Below are 14,926 nucleotides of genomic sequence, written 5' to 3' on the forward strand. Positions count from 1 at the left end.
CAGATAGATATGGCCACGCTAGAGATTCGCGACCTCCACGTCTCCGTCGCCGACGGCGCCGACGGGACCAAGGAGATCCTGCGCGGGGTCGACCTGACCGTGAAGGCCGGCGAGACCCACGCGATCATGGGGCCGAACGGCTCCGGCAAGTCCACCCTCGCCTACGCCATCGCCGGCCACCCCAAGTACGACATCACCTCCGGCGCCGTGACGCTGGACGGCGAGGACGTGCTGGAGATGAGCGTCGACGAGCGCGCCCGCGCCGGGCTGTTCCTCGCGATGCAGTACCCGGTCGAGGTGCCCGGGGTCTCGGTCTCCAACTTCCTGCGCTCCGCCGTCACCGCCGTGCGCGGTGAGGCGCCCAAGCTGCGCGAGTTCTCCAAGGAGCTGAAGCAGTCCCTCGAGAACCTCGCCATCGACCCGGCGTTCGCCCAGCGCAGCCTCAACGAGGGCTTCTCCGGCGGTGAGAAGAAGCGGCACGAGATCCTCCAGCTGGAGATGCTCAAGCCGAAGATCGCGGTGCTGGACGAGACCGACTCCGGCCTCGACGTCGACGCGCTCAAGGTCGTCTCCGAGGGCGTCAACCGCTTCTCGGGGAGCGGCGACACCGGCGTGCTGCTCATCACCCACTACACGCGCATCCTGCGCTACGTGAAGCCCGACTTCGTGCACGTCTTCGCGGGCGGCCGGATCGTCGCGGAGGGCGGCCCGGAGCTGGCCAACGTGCTGGAGAACGAGGGCTACGAGAAGTACGCGAAGGCGGGCGCGTCGTCATGACCCTGCTTCCGGAGGAGCTGAAGAAGGACTTCCCTCTTCTGTCCCGTACCGTCCGGGGCGGCCGTGAGCTGGTCTACCTCGACTCGGGCGCGACCTCCCAGAAGCCGGTCCAGGTGCTCGACGCGGAGCGCGCGTTCTACGAGCGCCACAACGCCGCCCCGCACCGCGGCGCGCACCTGCTCGCCGAGGAGGCCACCGAGGCCTACGAGAGCGCGCGCACCCGGATCGCCACGTTCGTCGGCGCGGTGCCCGGCGAGATCGTGTTCACCAAGAACGCGACCGAGGGCATCAACCTGGTGGCCTACTCGCTGAGCAACGCCGCCACGTCCGGCCCCGAGGCCGAACGGTTCAAGGTCGGGCCCGGCGACGAGATCGTCGTGACCGAGATGGAGCACCACGCCAACCTGGTGCCCTGGCAGCAGCTGTGCCGGCGGACCGGCGCCACCCTGCGGTGGTTCGGCATCACCGACGAGGGCCGCCTCGACCTCGACGAGCTCGACACGATCGTCAACGAGCGCACCAAGCTGGTCGCGCTGACGCACCAGTCCAACGTGCTCGGCACGGTGCCGCCCGTCCGGCGGATCGCCGAGCGCGCCCACCAGGTTGGCGCGCTGGTGCTGCTGGACGCCGCACAGTCGGTGCCCCACCAGCCGGTCGACGTGCGCGAGCTCGGCGCCGACTTCCTCGTCTTCTCCGGCCACAAGATGCTCGGCCCGACCGGCATCGGCGTGCTCTGGGGCCGCCGCGAGCTGCTGGAGGCCATGCCGCCGTTCATCACCGGCGGCTCGATGATCGAGGTCGTGCGCATGGAAGGTTCCACCTTCATGCCGCCGCCGCAGCGGTTCGAGGCCGGCGTGCCGATGACCGCGCAGGCGGTCGGCCTCGGCGCGGCCTGCGACTACCTGACCGAGATCGGGATGGACCGGGTCGCCGCCCACGAGGAGACGCTCACCGCGTACTCGCTGGAGAGGCTCGGCGAGATCCCCGGGGTGCGGATCATCGGCCCGCGCAGCACCGAGGCGCGCGGCGGGGCCGTGTCGTTCGCCGTGGACGACATCCACCCGCACGACGTGGGCCAGGTGCTCGACGAGTTCGGCATCGCCATCCGCGTGGGGCACCACTGCGCCTGGCCGATCTGCCGCCGGTTCGGCATCCCGGCCACCACCCGGGCGACGCTTTACATCTACAACAACCTCGCGGACGTGGACGCGCTCGCCGAAGGGGTACGCAAGGCCCAGAAGTTCTTCGGAACAGCCTGAGTCCAGCACCTGTTGTAGGGAAAGAAGCCCCCCGACGAGGAAAAGGAAGACATGCAGCTCGAGGCGATGTACCAGGAGGTCATCCTGGATCATTACCGCAACCCCCACAACAAGGGGCTGCGGGAGCCGTACGAGGGCGAGGCCCACCACGTCAACCCGACCTGTGGTGACGAGGTGACGCTCCGGGTGCACCTCGACGGCGCGGGCCAGGACGCCACCGTCGCGGACGTCTCGTACGACGCCATGGGCTGCTCGATCAGCCAGGCCAGCGCGTCGGTGATGAGCGAGCTCATCATCGGCAAAGCGGTCAAGGAGGCGATGGCGATCGGCGACGAGTTCCTCGCGCTCATGCAGTCGCGCGGCCAGGCCGAGCCCAACGAGGACGTCCTGGAGGACGCCGTCGCCTTCACCGGGGTCTCCAAGTACCCCGCCCGGATCAAGTGCGCCCTGCTCGCCTGGATGGCGTGGAAGGACGCGACCGCCCGTGCTCTCGGAGAGGCATCATGACTGACACGCCCGCCGCCGCGGACACCGCGACGCCGGAGAACCCGACGCCCGAGACCGCAGCCGAGGGCGGCGCGGTCGCGACCACCGCCGCCGAGGAGGAGGTCCTGGAGGCGCTCAAGGACGTGGTCGACCCCGAGCTCGGCATCAACGTCGTCGACCTCGGCCTGATCTACGGCATCAACCTCGCCGACGAGATCGCCACCATTGACATGACGCTGACCAGCGCGGCCTGCCCGCTCACCGACGTGATCGAGGACCAGGCGCACAGCGCGCTGGACGGCCTCGTCAAGGACGTCAAGATCAACTGGGTCTGGCTGCCGCCGTGGGGTCCCGACAAGATCACCGACGAGGGCCGCGACCAGCTCCGCGCCCTCGGCTTCAACGTCTGACGCAGGACAACACCGTGAGGCAGGCCTCCCGACGGGCCTGCCTCACGTGTATCTCAGGCAACTCGGTCGTCCTCCGAACGATGTACGCGTGGCCCTCAGTCAGGTGGAGCGGAAGACCGCCTCGGGGATGCTGAGATAGGGGCATGCGATTCACCACGCGCCAGGACGCGCTGCTCGCCGTCGCCGCTTTCGCGGCGGGCGTGGTGCTGCTCCTGGCGGGTGGCTACGGCACCTGGGACGGGCCGAACGTCACGCCGTGGTGGCGGCTGCTGCCGCTGGCCGGGCTGTGCTTCGCGATGCTGTTCCGGCGCACGCGCCCGATCCTCGGCCTGCTGATCTCCACCCCGTTCAACTTCGCCGACGTGGTCATCGGACCCGGCATCGCCACCCTGATGATCTACAGTGACGCGCTGTACGCGGCGGGCCTGTACGGCCCGAAGCGCACGGCCGAACGGCTGCTCGGCATCACGACGGCGGCCACGCTGGCCGTGGCGGTGGGGGCCGGGATCGCCCTCTCCAGTGCCAGCGCCGGGGTACTGCTGGGCTCGCTGGCCGGCATGGCCTGGGTCGGGCCGGTGCTGACGGCGATGGTCGTCCGGGAGCATCGCGACCGGGCCGACATCGAACGCCAGCGGTCGGAGCAGATGGCCCGCCTCGCCGAGATGGACCGCTGGGCGGCCGTGAACGCCGAACGGGCGCGGATGGCGCGTGAGCTGCACGACGTCATCGCCAACCACCTCAGTGCCGTGGCCCTGCACTCCTCGGCCGTCCTCAGGGTGCCGGACCTGGATCGTGCGGGCATCAACCGGTCCATGGAGGTGATCCGGGAGAACAGCGTCCAGGGCCTCGCCGAGATGCGGCGGATGATCGGGCTGCTGCGGGAGAGCGACGGCGTGGCCGATCCTCCGGCGGCGCCGCGGCTGGACGGTCTCGAACGGCTGGTGGCGCACACGGCGCGCAGCGACCTGTCGACGGGCCTGAAGGTGGCCGGGGAGCGGCCCGGGCTGCCCGCGCCGGTGGAACACGCGGCCTACCGGATCGTGCAGGAATCGTTGACCAACGCGCTCAAGCACGCCGCGGCGGGCCGGGTCGAGGTGCTCCTGGAATACCGTCCGGGCCGCGTCGCCGTCACCGTCGACAGCCCGCTCGGCGACGAGCGGTCGCGGCTGCCCGGGTCCGGCAGCGGGCTGATCGGGATGCGGGAGCGCGCGACCATGCTGGACGGCACGTTCGAGGCCGGGCCCGAGGACGGGCGCTGGCGGGTGCGCGCGGAGCTTCCGCTCACCGACAGGGAGAAATCTTGATCAAGGTGCTGGTGGCAGACGACCAGGCGGCGGTCCGCGCCGGCCTCGTGCTGATCCTGGGCGCCGCGGCCGACATCGTCGTGGCGGGCGAGGCGGCCGACGGCGAGGAGGCGGTGGCGCTGGCCCGGCACCTGCGGCCCGACGTGGTCCTGATGGACATCCGGATGCCGAAACTGGACGGCATCTCCGCCACCCGGGAGCTCGCCGGCGTCGCCGACGTCCTGGTGCTGACGACGTTCGACATGGACGAGTACGTGTTCGGCGCGATGCGGGCCGGGGCGGCCGGGTTCCTGCTCAAGGACGTGGACGCCGACCGTCTGGTGGAGGCGGTGCGCACGGTCGCGGCGGGGGAGGGCATCCTGGCGCCGCAGGTGACCCGGCGCCTGATCAGCGCGTTCGCGAGCCGTCCGGAGACGGTCCGCGGCGAGCCGGCCGGCCTGTCGGAGCTGACGCCGCGCGAGCGCGAGGTCTTCGCCTGCCTCGGCGAGGGGCTGTCGAACGGGGAGATCGCGGCGCGCCTGGACATGGCCGAGACCACGACCAAGACCCACGTCAGCAGGATCCTGTCCAAGCTGAACCTGCGCAGCCGGGTCCAGGCGGCCATCCTCGCCCAGGAGACGGCCCCTGGCGGATTTTCCGGGTCGATCAGTGACACGGGGTCACCGGCGGGGTCCTGACGCCGCAGAGACGATCTCAGCGCGTCCCCTCAGGCCGGCTCGGATCAGCCCGACAGGCTGCGGATGAGGTCGCCCACGCGGACGATGCCCAGGCACCGGCCCACCTCGTCGGTGACGACGAGATCGTCGTAGACCCGTTCGTCCTCCCGGCCCGCCGCGCGCAGCGCCGCGATCGCCGGGACGGTGCGGGGCACGAGGCGCGGCCCGTCGGCCAGGCGGGTGGCGGGCTTGTGCGCGTGGAGGGCGTGGCCGTAGGCACCCGACAGCTTCAGCAGGAACCGCGTCCGGTGCACGGTGGCCCTGGGACGTTGCTGCTCGTCCACCAGGACGATGCTGGTGGTGCCGGCCTCCGCGTTGAGCGCTCCGAGCACGTCGTCCGCCGTCGCCGTGTGCGGCATGGTGACCGCCGGCAGCGTGAACTCCGAGACACGCGGTCCCAGATCGATGTTCCGCGGAGTCCGCTCGCGGTCCTCCCTGGCGATCACCGGCACCGTGACCCGCATGCCGGGCCGCCATTCCGGCGGCGCGAGCGCCGAACCCTGGACGAGCCGTACGCCGAGCTCGCGCGTGTGCAGCACGTGGGCCTCGGTCTCCAGCCCGGGGGCCAGCACGTGGGTGCCGATGCGGTGCGCCAGGTCGACCAGCGCCGTCACCAGCGCGGAGCGGCGCGGATCGGAGGAGGTCCGCCGCGACAGGTCCGGATCGAGCCGGATGAGGTAGGGGGCGATGTCGAGCAGGAGGTCCAGCGGGGCGTGGGCGACGCCGAGCCCGCCGAGGCCGACCGGATATCCCGCGCGCCGGAGTTTGTGCAGGGCGGCCGTCACCGCCTGGCGCTGGGCCGGGGGGAAGCCCCCGGTGACGCAGATGATCACCTCGCTCGGGCGGCGGCCCGCGTCGGCGAGGCCTTGGTGCAGCTCGCCCAGGACCGTCTCGCCGTAGGCGAGGGTCTCCGCGCGCAGCCCGATGGTCAGGGGCAGGTGGGTGCCCAGGTCGGCGGCGGCCCGGGCGGCGCCGACGGCCCGCCTCAGGTCGTCGGCCGCGGGGTCCGGCCGGACCGGAGCGTGCGGCTCCGGCGGCGGACCTGTGTGCGGTTCGACGGCGATCACGCTGCCGGTGTCGAGGTCGACCACCGGATGGAACACCGCGCGCGCCGGAACGAGCAGTTCAAGGGCTGACACAACCGCATCATGCCGGTGTGATCATGACAAAACGGATGTTGTTAGCGAAAGTTAACGCAGTATTCGCTGATCAGAGCGTGCGCCCGCCGAAGATCGCCGAGAGTGTGTACACGACTCCGGCGAGCGCGGCCAGCCAGGCGTACGGCGTGATGTCGGCGCCGCGCAGCCCCTGCACCACGACGGCGGCGACGATGGCCGCGGTGAGCACGTCACCGGTCATGGCGGCCGACCTGAGGTGGGCGCGGGCGCGGTGCCCGCTGCCGAATCCCTCGCTGATGGGCAGCGCCGGCTCGTTGCGGCGGTAGCCCAGATGGACGGCGTAGCCGGCCAGCACGCCCAGCGCGACCAGCCCCGTCTCGCCGCGCCCGTCGGCGGCGAGCACGGCGGCGACCACCGCGCCGGCGGCGAGGGCGAGACCGGGTGCGATCCAGCGGCCGAGGCCGCGGCGTTCGGGAGCGATCCACATGCCCGACATCCTTCCCGATCGGGCGGCACGGCGCCCGCTGGACGGGCCGTGACCGGTATGTTGTGGCCTCGTGGCGCAATTCAGACTGAACGGCTCGAGGATGCTGGCCGTCGATCTGGCCGGTGAGACCATCAGGGCCTTGAACGGGTCGATGGTCGCCTACGACGGGCAGATGACGTTCAAGCGGCAGGGGATGACCGGCGGCGAGGGGCTGCGCGGCGCGCTGAAGCGCCGGATCGCCGGTGAGGGCATGACGCTCATGGAGATCACCGGCCAGGGCACGGTGTTCCTGGCGAGCGAGGCGACCGAGGTGACGCTCGTACCGTTGAACGGCGAGACGCTGTTCGTGGAGTCGGAGAGCCTGCTGGCGCTCGACGGGCGGCTCCAGACGGGCGTCCAGTTCACGGGGCTGCGCGGGATGGGCACCGGCCAGGGCCTGGCGACCACCAAGGTCGAGGGCCAGGGCATGGTCGCCATCCTCTCCGACGGTCCGGCGATCGCCCTCGAAGTGACCCCCGGGACGCCGCTGTGCGTCGACCCGCACGCCTACGTGGGCCACCGCGGCCAGCTCCAGCAGGACGTCGTCACCGACGTCAACTGGCGCACCGTGCTCGGACAGGGCTCGGGGGAGAGCGTGCAGTTCCGCTACCAGGGGCAGGGCCTCGTCTACGTCCAGCCCGCCGAGCGCGGCGGCGGAATTCTGGAGATCTGATGCCGGGATACACCTCGATCAACCCCAAGATGCTCCAGGTGCCGGTGGGCCCGGGGCAGGAGATCTACAGCAAGCGCGGCGCCATGCTCGCCTACACGGGCCGAGTGAACTTCGCGCCGACCGCCACGGCCGGGCAGGGCCTCGGGCAGACCCTCGGCCGCGCGATGGCCGGCGAACGCACCGTGATGATGCACGTCACCGGGCACGGCAGCGCGATGTTCGGGCACGGCGGCCTGCACGTCCAGGTCATCGACCTGGCGGGCGACACCCTCTACGTGGAGGCCGACCGGCTGCTGGTGTACGACGCGAGCCTGCAGGCGGGGACGATGTTCATGGGCGAGCAGGGCGGCGTCGGCGGCGTGATCCGCGGCGCGGTCAGCGGGCAGGGCCTGTTCACGACCACGCTCACCGGGCACGGCGCGTGCGCGGTGCTGTCGCACGGCGGCGTGATGGAGCTGCCGATCACCCCGCAGCGGCCGGTGCACGTCGACCCGCAGGCGTACGTCGCGCACCGCGGCCAGGTGCAGAACAAGCTCACCACGGCGATGGGGCTGCGCGACCTGGTCGGCCGCGGCTCGGGCGAGGGTTTCCAGCTGCAGCTGAGCGGCCAGGGCGTCGTCTACGTGCAGGCCAGCGAGAGGAAGATCTGAGCGTGTCGATCCCTGCGTTCAACCCGATGACGCTGCCGTCGAACGACAACGTCAACCCCTACGCCTTCAGCGTGGACCTCAACGGCCAGTGGTTCACCCAGAAGGGCAAGATGATCGCCTACTACGGGCAGATCAAGTTCGAGGCGCTCTCGGCGGGGCCGCTGGACGCGCTCGTCGCCGCGCACTTCCACTCGCCGCTGTACGCCCAGGACTGGGTCATCGCCCAGGGCCAGGGCAAGCTGCTGCTGGCCGACCGCGGCTTCGACGTGAACTCGTTCGACCTCGACGACGGCAACCTGACCGTCCGCGCCGGCAACCTGCTGGCGTTCGAGCCGGGGCTGGACCTCAAGCAGTCGATCATCCCGGGGTTCCTGACCCTGATCGGCACCGGCCGCTTCGTGGCCGCCTCCAACGGCCCGGTGCACTTCGTGGAGCCGCCCATCCGGATCGACCCGCAGGCGCTGCTCGGCTGGGCCGACTGCCCGTCGCCCTGCCACCACTACGACCACTCCTACATGCGCGGCGTGATGGGGATGGCCCGGCAGATGTTCGGCGTCGGCGGCACCTCGGGCGAGGAGCACCAGTTCGACTTCACCGGCCAGGGCACGGTGCTCATGCAGTCGTCAGAGGTCGTGGCGAACGAGGACACGCTGCTCCGCGACCTGGAGGGCCAGGTCGGCATGCTCGGGGCGGGCGGCCTGCAGCGGCTGCACCAGACCATCGGCCAGCGCCTGGCCGCCGAACGCGAACGGTAGGCCGCCCGCGGCCGGGAACGCCGACGGCACGGCGTTCCCGGCGGGGCGTTCAACGGCGGATCAGGTCCCTTCCGGCGGCGCCGAGCGCATCACGTTGAACTCGGCGCCGAACGGGTCCTTGACGGCCGCGATGCGGCCGTACGGGGAGTCCTCCGGCTCCGCGACGACCGTGCCGCCGGTGTCGCGGGCCCGCCGGACGGCCTCATCGGGGTCGGCGACCTCGAAGTAGACCGTCCAGGCGGGACGCGCCGTGTCCGGCCGGCCCAACATGCCGCCGATGGCCCGGCCGTCCGGCCTGTTGAAGACCGTGTAGTCGAAGCCGCCCGGCATGTCTTCGAGCGTGTACTCGAAGACCGCGCGGTAGAAGTCGCCCGCGGCGCCGGGATCGGCGGTGACCAGCTCGCTCCACACCAGCGAGCCGGGCTCGTTGACGATCTGCGAGCCGACGTGGGCACGGCCCTGCCAGAGGCCGAACTGGGCCCCGGTCGGGTCGCTCAGAACCGCCATGCGGCCCTGGTCCATGATGTCGTCCGGCGCCATCAGGACGGTGGCACCGGCGTCGGAGGCCCGTTTGACGGTGCCGTCACAGTCCTCGGTGGCGAAGTACGTCTGCCACCAGTACTCCGACGGGGCGTCGTCGGGGTTCTTCATCATCCCGGCGACCGGCTTTCCCTGGAGCATGACGGCGTGGTAGTGACCCGCCTCCGGGCCGTAGTCCTGGAATTCCCAGCCGAAGACGGTCCCGTAGAACTCCTTGGCCCGGGCCATGTCAGGGATGCCGAGATCCAGCCAGTTCGGTGTACCGGTGGGTGCGTTGCTCGTTACGTGGACCATCGGACTCACACTTCCCCTCGTGCCGGGCCGGGGCGCCCGGCGTCGTCACTTCACGCCGCTACTGCGCATCCTGGACCGCCCCCGGGCGTCCCGCCCCGGTTCCCCCAGATCGGTATGGCCGGGAACGGCCCTTTCTTAACGTGTGGGGAACGCCCTCCCGCGTCACGTACACTGATCAGATGGTTTCGCTCCTGAGCTGACAGGCCCCCAGCGCGCGCGTCGCGGTCGATCGGACCGCCGGCGCGCGTTTGTGCGTCCGCCTGTTCTCCGTTGAGCCGTCCCGCCGCCCGAACCGTTTCCGTCAGGGAGCCCTGTCACAGTGATCATTGCGAACGACATCGAGCTGCGTGCCGGGTCCCGGCTGCTCATCGAAGGCGCCAGCTTCCGCGTCAACCCTGGCGACCGGGTCGGCTTCGTGGGCCGTAACGGCGCGGGCAAGACCACCCTCACCAAGGTCCTGGCCGGGGAGGCCCAGCCCGCCCAGGGCACCGTCACCCGGTCGGGGACGCTCGGCTACCTCCCCCAGGACCCGCGCGGCGTGGATCTGGACGAGCTCGCGCGCGACCGCATCCTGTCCGCCCGCGGGCTGGACGAGGTCATCCGCAAGCTGCGGCTCGCCGAAGACCAGATGGCGACCACCACCGGCGACGAGCGCGACAAGGCCGTCCGCCGGTACGGGCGCCTGGAGGAGCGGCTGCACGTCCTCGGCGGCTACTCGGCGGAGGCCGAGGCCGCCTCGATCGCCTCCAGCCTCGGCCTGCCCGACCGCGTGATGACCCAGCCCCTGGGCACGCTGTCCGGCGGTCAGCGCCGCCGGGTGGAGCTGGCGCGCATCCTGTTCTCGAACGCCGACTCGCTGCTGCTGGACGAGCCCACCAACCACCTGGACGCCGACTCGATCGTCTGGCTGCGCGACTTCCTGAAGTCCCACCAGGGCGGGCTCGTGGTCATCAGCCACGACGTGGAGCTGCTCGACACCGTCGTCAACCGGGTCTTCCACCTGGACGCCAACCGCAGCGTCATCGACATCTACAACGTCGGCTGGAAGAAGTACCTCGACCAGCGCGAGACCGACGAGCGGCGCCGCAAGAGGGAGACGGCCAACGCCCAGCGCCAGGCGGCCACGCTGCTCGCCCAGGCCGACAAGATGCGGGCCAAGGCCACCAAGGCCAAGGCGGCCCAGCAGATGGACCGCCGCGCCAGGCAGCTGCTGGCCGGGGCCGAGGGGGAGCGGCAGGCGGACAAGGTCGCCAAGATCCGCTTCCCGGACCCGGCACCGTGCGGCAAGACCCCCCTGACCGCCGAGGGTTTGTCGAAATCGTACGGATCTTTGGAGATTTTCACCGACGTGGACCTCGCGGTCGACCGGGGCAGCCGGGTCGTCATCCTCGGCCTGAACGGCGCCGGCAAGACGACCCTGCTGCGCCTGATGGCGGGGGTGGACAAGCCCGACACCGGCAAGGTCATCCCCGGGCACGGGCTGCGGATCGGCTACTACGCCCAGGAACACGAGACGCTGGACGTCGACCGTTCGGTCCTGGAGAACATGCAGTCGTCGGCGCCCGGGATGGCCCCGGTCGAGGTGCGCAAGATCCTCGGCTCGTTCCTGTTCTCCGGCGACGACGTCGACAAGCCCGCCGGCGTTCTGTCCGGCGGGGAGAAGACCCGGCTGGCGCTGGCCATGCTCGTGGTGTCGAGCGCGAACGTCCTGCTGCTGGACGAGCCCACCAACAACCTCGACCCGGCGAGCCGGGAGGAGATCCTCGGCGCGCTGCGCACCTTCGCCGGCGCAATCGTGATGGTGACCCACGACGAGGGCGCCGTGGAGGCGCTCCGGCCGGAAAGAGTGATTTTGCTGCCGGATGGTGTCGAAGACATCTGGAGTGACGAGTTTGCCGATCTGGTGGCACTTGCGTGACCTGGGCGGCAGCTATCGCAGATCTTTTCTGGCGGAGTGGGTAGCCGAACTCGCGGGAATGACTGATCATGGCGGGGGATAACGCAGCGGTCACCACATCACTACGGGAGGTACTCGTGGCCGAGACCCTTAAGAAGGGCACCCGCGTGACCGGTGCCGAGCGCGACAAGCTGGCGGCGGAGCTCAAGAAGAGGTACGACTCCGGCGAGAGCATCCGCGCCCTGGCAGCCGCCACCGGCCGCTCGTACGGGTTCATCCACCGGATTCTGACCGAATCCGGCGTCAACCTGCGGGGACGCGGTGGCGCCACCCGTGGCAAGAAGTCCTGAACGGACGACGACCCCCGGATGAGCACACCGCCTGACCTGCCGCCGCGGCCGACCGAGTAGGGTTCGGTCGCGGCGGCGGGATCGGGTGGTCGCCGGCATGGCGCCGGTGACGCCGGTTCCGCGTGACGCCGCCCGGACATGAGTCGAACGACTTACGTCCTGGTCTGAGTCTTCTGACCTACGTCACTGCGGAGGGGAGCGTCATGACGGACGCGAGGGTCGAGGAGCCGAGGCCGGATCCGGCCACGGGCCCGGGCGAGGCCGAGCTGGCCGAGGCGGGGCTGCGGCTCGACGTGGACGGCGCGATCGCGACGGTCACGCTCAACCGGCCCGAGCGCCGCAACGCCATGACGTTCGCCACCTGGCGGGGACTGGCCCGGATCGGCGAGTCCCTGCCGGAGGGCGTGCGCGTGGTCGTGGTGCGCGGCGAGGGCCCGTCCTTCTCGGCCGGCATCGACCTGGGCATGTTCTCGGGCGGCGCCGGGAGCGCGTTCCCCGACGGCAGCGACGCGGCCGCGTCGGACCGGTTCATCGCCGAGCTGCAGGCGGGCTACACGTGGCTGCGGCGGCCCGAGATCGTCTCCATCGCGGCCGTGCACGGGCACGCCATCGGCGGCGGATTCCAGCTCGCGCTGGCCTGCGACATCCGCGTGATCGCCGACGACACCCGGTTCTGCATGAAGGAGCCCGCCCTCGGGCTGGTGCCCGACCTCACCGGCACCAAGCCGCTGGTGGAGATCGTCGGCGTCAACCGGGCGCTGGAGCTGTGCCTCACCGCCCGGACCGTCCTCGCCGACGAGGCGGCGCGGCTGGGCCTGGCCGAGCACGTCGTGCCCCGGGAGACCCTCGACACGACCGTCGCCGAGATCGCCGCGGCGGTTCTCGCGGTCAACCCGGGCGCGGCGGCGGCCACCAAGCGGCTGCTGCTGGCGGCCCCCGGCAACACCCTTGACGAGCAGTGCGCCGCCGAGCGCCATGAGCAGATCGGCCGCCTACGCGAGTTCTTCGGCGCCGCGAAAGCCTGACCCAGCCGGACGAGGCCCGCATCCGCCTGGCGCGGATGCGGGCCTCTTCTCACTACCGCAGGACTTCACGGCCTCCTCGGGTCAGCGGGAGGAACACCTTGCTGGTGCCCGGCTGGAGGGTCAGCTTGGTGCCCGCCGGGTAGCGCAGCGTGTAGTCGTAGTCGGTGGACAGGACGATCACGCCGAGCCGGTGGCCGGGCTTGAACACGTAGTCGGTCGGCTCGAAGTTCCAGCGGAAGTCGTACGCCTTGCCGGGCTTGATCGGCTCGGTGCGGCTCGGGCTGTGCCGGTTGCGCGCGTCCAGCCAGCCCCGGGTGACGATCTTGTACGGGGCGGTCTCGACGCGGTGCGCCTGCCGGGTGGTGCAGCCGTCGTCGTTCGGCACGCCCTGGCCGAAGCAGACCCGCTCGCCGGTGTCGACGCGGGCGCCGGTGGGCCGGGTGTCGGTGCCGTAGTCGACCAGCAGGGCCGTCAGGTACGGCGAGCGACCGTCGAGCGAGGCCCGGAAGGCGGCCTTGGGGATGCCGTTCAGGCGGACCGGCTTGGTCAGGGCGGGGGTGAGGAAGGCCAGCCGGTTGGGGTCGGCCTGGTTCTCGTTCACCAGGAGCTGCTCGGCGGTCCGGGTGCGGCCAGCATCGATCATCGACTGCGCCGGGCCGCGGCGCGGCCAGAGTGAGAGCGTGCCGGGCTGACCGGCACGGCCCGCGTTCAGGCTGAGCGGCACGGTGCGGGTACCGGGGACGGGCCAGTCGGAGGCGGTCTCCCACTGCCCGGGCGCCCGCTCGATGTCGACCCGCGGCTCCTTGGTGATGCCGTTGTCGATGTTGTAGAGGAACCGGTCGAACCAGGCGCCGGTCTGGCGCAGCCACTCTTCGAGCCGCCACCGGAACGGAGTGGCGTGGCTGGCCTGGTGCAGCCAGAGCTTGCGCGGCACCCCGCTCTGCTTGAGGGCGTTCCACCACTGGACGGAGTTCTTGACCTTCACGTTCCAGTCGTTCAGGCCGTGGACCACCATCACCGCGGCGCGCACCTTGCGGGCCTGGCCGACGTAGTCGCGGTCGGCCCAGACCTTGCTGTAGTCGCCGGTCTCGCGGTCCTGCGTCGCGGTGAGCTCGTCGATGACCTTCTTGCAGACCTCGGGGTTCGCGCGGGTCAGCACGACCTTGGCCAGGACGTCCAGGTCCTCGCCCTGGAAGCCGCCGGGCGCGAGGACGCCGCCGTTCGCGCGGTAGTAGTCGTACCAGCTGGAGATCGCCGCGACCGGCACGATGGCCTTCAGGCCGACCACGCCGCTGGCGGCGGCCATGTTGGGCAGCGTGCCGTTGTACGACTGGCCGATCATGCCGACGTTGCCGGTGGACCAGCCCGCCTTCACCTCGGTGCCGTCGGCCGCCCAGCCCTTGGCCCGGCCGTTCAGCCAGTCGACGGCGGCCTTGGCGCCGGCCGCCTCCTGGCGGTCGCCCGAGGTCGGGCAGCCGGTCGAGCCGCCGGTGCCGATGCTGTCGAGGTGCGCGACGGCGTAGCCGCGGGGGATGTAGTAGTTGTCGAGATAGCCGGGGAAGATCTCGGCGAGGTTGCGCGGCACGGCCTTCAGCGACTTGGCCTTCAGGCCGTCGATGTCGACCGGGTGCATGGGGACGTCGTCATGGGTCCCCGCCCAGTACGGGCTGGCCTCCACGATGGTCGGCACCTTGAGACCGGAGTCGGTCTCCTTGGGGCGCATGACGCGCATGCGCACGCGGTCGCGCACGCCGTCGCGGTCGCTGTCGACGGTGGTCTCGATGTTCACCGTCTGGGTGACCGCGTCGGCCCGGGAGAAGACCGGCCGGGTCGTGCCGTTCTCCACCTTGATCTGGGGACGGGCCGGCGCACCGGGCGCTGTGGCGCCGGCCGGCGGTGCGGTCGTGGCGAGGAGCGCGGCTGTGAGGGTGAGCACGCCTGCGCCGCCACGCGTCAGTCTTCGGGTCACGAGGACTCCTGAGGGGACGTGGAGTTAGGTGGCTCACATCTACTACCGGACCGCCCCAAAGTCCACAAGATCGCCCATAGCTGGCCAGGGTGGTCACGAGACGGTCCAGGTGAGCCGCGGGCGGGCGGCCGGTTTTCGCCATGAGCTGAGCCGGGAAGCCGCCCGGTAAGAGCTGTG

Annotated in this window: 16 protein-coding genes; 12 read left to right on the forward strand and 4 right to left on the reverse strand. The window is 71.0% G+C overall.

The genetic code is table 11. The features are described from left to right. Positions 1 to 9: 9 nt before the first annotated feature. The 6 genes from sufC to ABD333_RS12610 all read left to right on the forward strand — a co-directional run bounded on the left by sufC (position 10) and on the right by ABD333_RS12610 (position 4,913). On the forward strand, positions 10 to 777 hold the full coding sequence (gene sufC / locus ABD333_RS12585; RefSeq protein WP_344540663.1) for a Fe-S cluster assembly ATPase SufC: 768 nt from the start codon (positions 10 to 12) through the stop codon (positions 775 to 777). Next, entirely contained in the window at positions 774 to 2,036 is a 1,263-nt protein-coding gene (locus ABD333_RS12590) for a cysteine desulfurase (RefSeq protein ID WP_344540665.1), read from the forward strand. Before sufC ends, ABD333_RS12590 begins: the two co-directional genes overlap by 4 nt. A 51-nt stretch (positions 2,037 to 2,087) precedes the next feature. Continuing rightward, positions 2,088 to 2,543, forward strand: a complete 456-nt coding sequence (gene sufU / locus ABD333_RS12595) for a Fe-S cluster assembly sulfur transfer protein SufU (RefSeq protein ID WP_344540667.1) — start codon at positions 2,088 to 2,090, stop codon at positions 2,541 to 2,543. Further along, the gene (locus tag ABD333_RS12600) at positions 2,540 to 2,932 is read left to right on the forward strand and encodes a metal-sulfur cluster assembly factor (RefSeq protein ID WP_344540669.1); all 393 of its coding nucleotides are present in this window, start codon (positions 2,540 to 2,542) and stop codon (positions 2,930 to 2,932) included. The genes sufU and ABD333_RS12600 overlap by 4 nt, the downstream gene beginning before the upstream one ends. 143 nt (positions 2,933 to 3,075) lie before the next feature. Continuing rightward, entirely contained in the window at positions 3,076 to 4,236 is a 1,161-nt protein-coding gene (locus tag ABD333_RS12605) for a sensor histidine kinase (protein ID WP_344540671.1), read from the forward strand. Continuing rightward, positions 4,233 to 4,913 (forward strand): response regulator, encoded by a 681-nt coding sequence (locus ABD333_RS12610; protein ID WP_344540673.1) that lies wholly within the window; start codon positions 4,233 to 4,235, stop codon positions 4,911 to 4,913. The genes ABD333_RS12605 and ABD333_RS12610 overlap by 4 nt, the downstream gene beginning before the upstream one ends. Positions 4,914 to 4,957: 44 nt before the next feature. Here ABD333_RS12610 and ABD333_RS12615 read toward each other — a convergent pair whose 3' ends face one another. Then, positions 4,958 to 6,091, reverse strand: coding sequence for an EAL domain-containing protein (locus ABD333_RS12615; RefSeq protein ID WP_344540675.1), 1,134 nt, complete (start codon positions 6,089 to 6,091; stop codon positions 4,958 to 4,960). Between the two features lie 70 nt (positions 6,092 to 6,161). Then, on the reverse strand, positions 6,162 to 6,557 hold the full coding sequence (locus ABD333_RS12620; RefSeq protein WP_344540677.1) for an ABC transporter permease: 396 nt from the start codon (positions 6,555 to 6,557) through the stop codon (positions 6,162 to 6,164). 70 nt (positions 6,558 to 6,627) lie between these two features. Here ABD333_RS12620 and ABD333_RS12625 point away from each other — a divergent pair, with 70 nt between their 5' ends. Genes ABD333_RS12625 through ABD333_RS12635 form a run of 3 tightly spaced genes read left to right on the forward strand, consistent with a single transcriptional unit; the run spans position 6,628 to position 8,674 of the window. Further along, the gene (locus tag ABD333_RS12625; protein ID WP_344540678.1) at positions 6,628 to 7,269 is read left to right on the forward strand and encodes an AIM24 family protein; all 642 of its coding nucleotides are present in this window, start codon (positions 6,628 to 6,630) and stop codon (positions 7,267 to 7,269) included. Next, positions 7,269 to 7,919 carry an AIM24 family protein gene (locus ABD333_RS12630; RefSeq protein WP_344540680.1) on the forward strand — a complete coding sequence of 217 codons (651 nt, stop codon included), beginning with the start codon at positions 7,269 to 7,271 and terminating at the stop codon, positions 7,917 to 7,919. The genes ABD333_RS12625 and ABD333_RS12630 overlap by 1 nt, the downstream gene beginning before the upstream one ends. 2 nt (positions 7,920 to 7,921) lie before the next feature. Further along, positions 7,922 to 8,674: an AIM24 family protein gene (locus tag ABD333_RS12635; RefSeq protein WP_344540682.1), complete on the forward strand. Its 753-nt coding sequence runs from the start codon at positions 7,922 to 7,924 to the stop codon at positions 8,672 to 8,674. A 60-nt stretch (positions 8,675 to 8,734) separates the two neighbouring features. Here the strand turns inward: ABD333_RS12635 and ABD333_RS12640 are convergent, their stop codons facing one another. Further along, positions 8,735 to 9,508 carry a VOC family protein gene (locus tag ABD333_RS12640; RefSeq protein ID WP_344540684.1) on the reverse strand — a complete coding sequence of 258 codons (774 nt, stop codon included), beginning with the start codon at positions 9,506 to 9,508 and terminating at the stop codon, positions 8,735 to 8,737. 319 nt (positions 9,509 to 9,827) lie between these two features. Between ABD333_RS12640 and ABD333_RS12645 the strand changes: the two genes are divergently transcribed. The 3 genes from ABD333_RS12645 to ABD333_RS12655 all read left to right on the forward strand — a co-directional run bounded on the left by ABD333_RS12645 (position 9,828) and on the right by ABD333_RS12655 (position 12,780). Beyond that, positions 9,828 to 11,426 (forward strand): ABC-F family ATP-binding cassette domain-containing protein, encoded by a 1,599-nt coding sequence (locus tag ABD333_RS12645; protein WP_344540685.1) that lies wholly within the window; start codon positions 9,828 to 9,830, stop codon positions 11,424 to 11,426. A gap of 116 nt (positions 11,427 to 11,542) precedes the next feature. Then, positions 11,543 to 11,755, forward strand: coding sequence for a helix-turn-helix domain-containing protein (locus ABD333_RS12650; RefSeq protein ID WP_012852589.1), 213 nt, complete (start codon positions 11,543 to 11,545; stop codon positions 11,753 to 11,755). A 203-nt stretch (positions 11,756 to 11,958) separates the two neighbouring features. Next, a complete protein-coding gene (locus ABD333_RS12655) occupies positions 11,959 to 12,780 on the forward strand; it encodes an enoyl-CoA hydratase/isomerase family protein (protein WP_344540687.1) in 822 nt (273 codons plus the stop codon). Positions 12,781 to 12,832: 52 nt separating this feature from the next. Here the strand turns inward: ABD333_RS12655 and ABD333_RS12660 are convergent, their stop codons facing one another. Beyond that, entirely contained in the window at positions 12,833 to 14,749 is a 1,917-nt protein-coding gene (locus ABD333_RS12660; RefSeq protein ID WP_344540689.1) for a Xaa-Pro dipeptidyl-peptidase, read from the reverse strand. Positions 14,750 to 14,926: the final 177 nt, after the last annotated feature.

Source organism: Actinomadura fulvescens (assembly GCF_039533225.1).
Classification (GTDB): Bacteria; Actinomycetota; Actinomycetes; order Streptosporangiales; family Streptosporangiaceae; genus Spirillospora; species Spirillospora fulvescens.

Coding starts and splice junctions, on each gene's coding strand:
- sufC (WP_344540663.1), top strand. CDS start 10: ATGGCCACGCTAGAGATTCGCGACCTCCACGTCTCCGTCGCCGACGGC.
- ABD333_RS12590 (WP_344540665.1), top strand. CDS start 774: ATGACCCTGCTTCCGGAGGAGCTGAAGAAGGACTTCCCTCTTCTGTCC.
- sufU (WP_344540667.1), top strand. CDS start 2,088: ATGCAGCTCGAGGCGATGTACCAGGAGGTCATCCTGGATCATTACCGC.
- ABD333_RS12600 (WP_344540669.1), top strand. CDS start 2,540: ATGACTGACACGCCCGCCGCCGCGGACACCGCGACGCCGGAGAACCCG.
- ABD333_RS12605 (WP_344540671.1), top strand. CDS start 3,076: ATGCGATTCACCACGCGCCAGGACGCGCTGCTCGCCGTCGCCGCTTTC.
- ABD333_RS12620 (WP_344540677.1), bottom strand. CDS start 6,557: ATGTGGATCGCTCCCGAACGCCGCGGCCTCGGCCGCTGGATCGCACCC.
- ABD333_RS12630 (WP_344540680.1), top strand. CDS start 7,269: ATGCCGGGATACACCTCGATCAACCCCAAGATGCTCCAGGTGCCGGTG.
- ABD333_RS12640 (WP_344540684.1), bottom strand. CDS start 9,508: ATGGTCCACGTAACGAGCAACGCACCCACCGGTACACCGAACTGGCTG.
- ABD333_RS12655 (WP_344540687.1), top strand. CDS start 11,959: ATGACGGACGCGAGGGTCGAGGAGCCGAGGCCGGATCCGGCCACGGGC.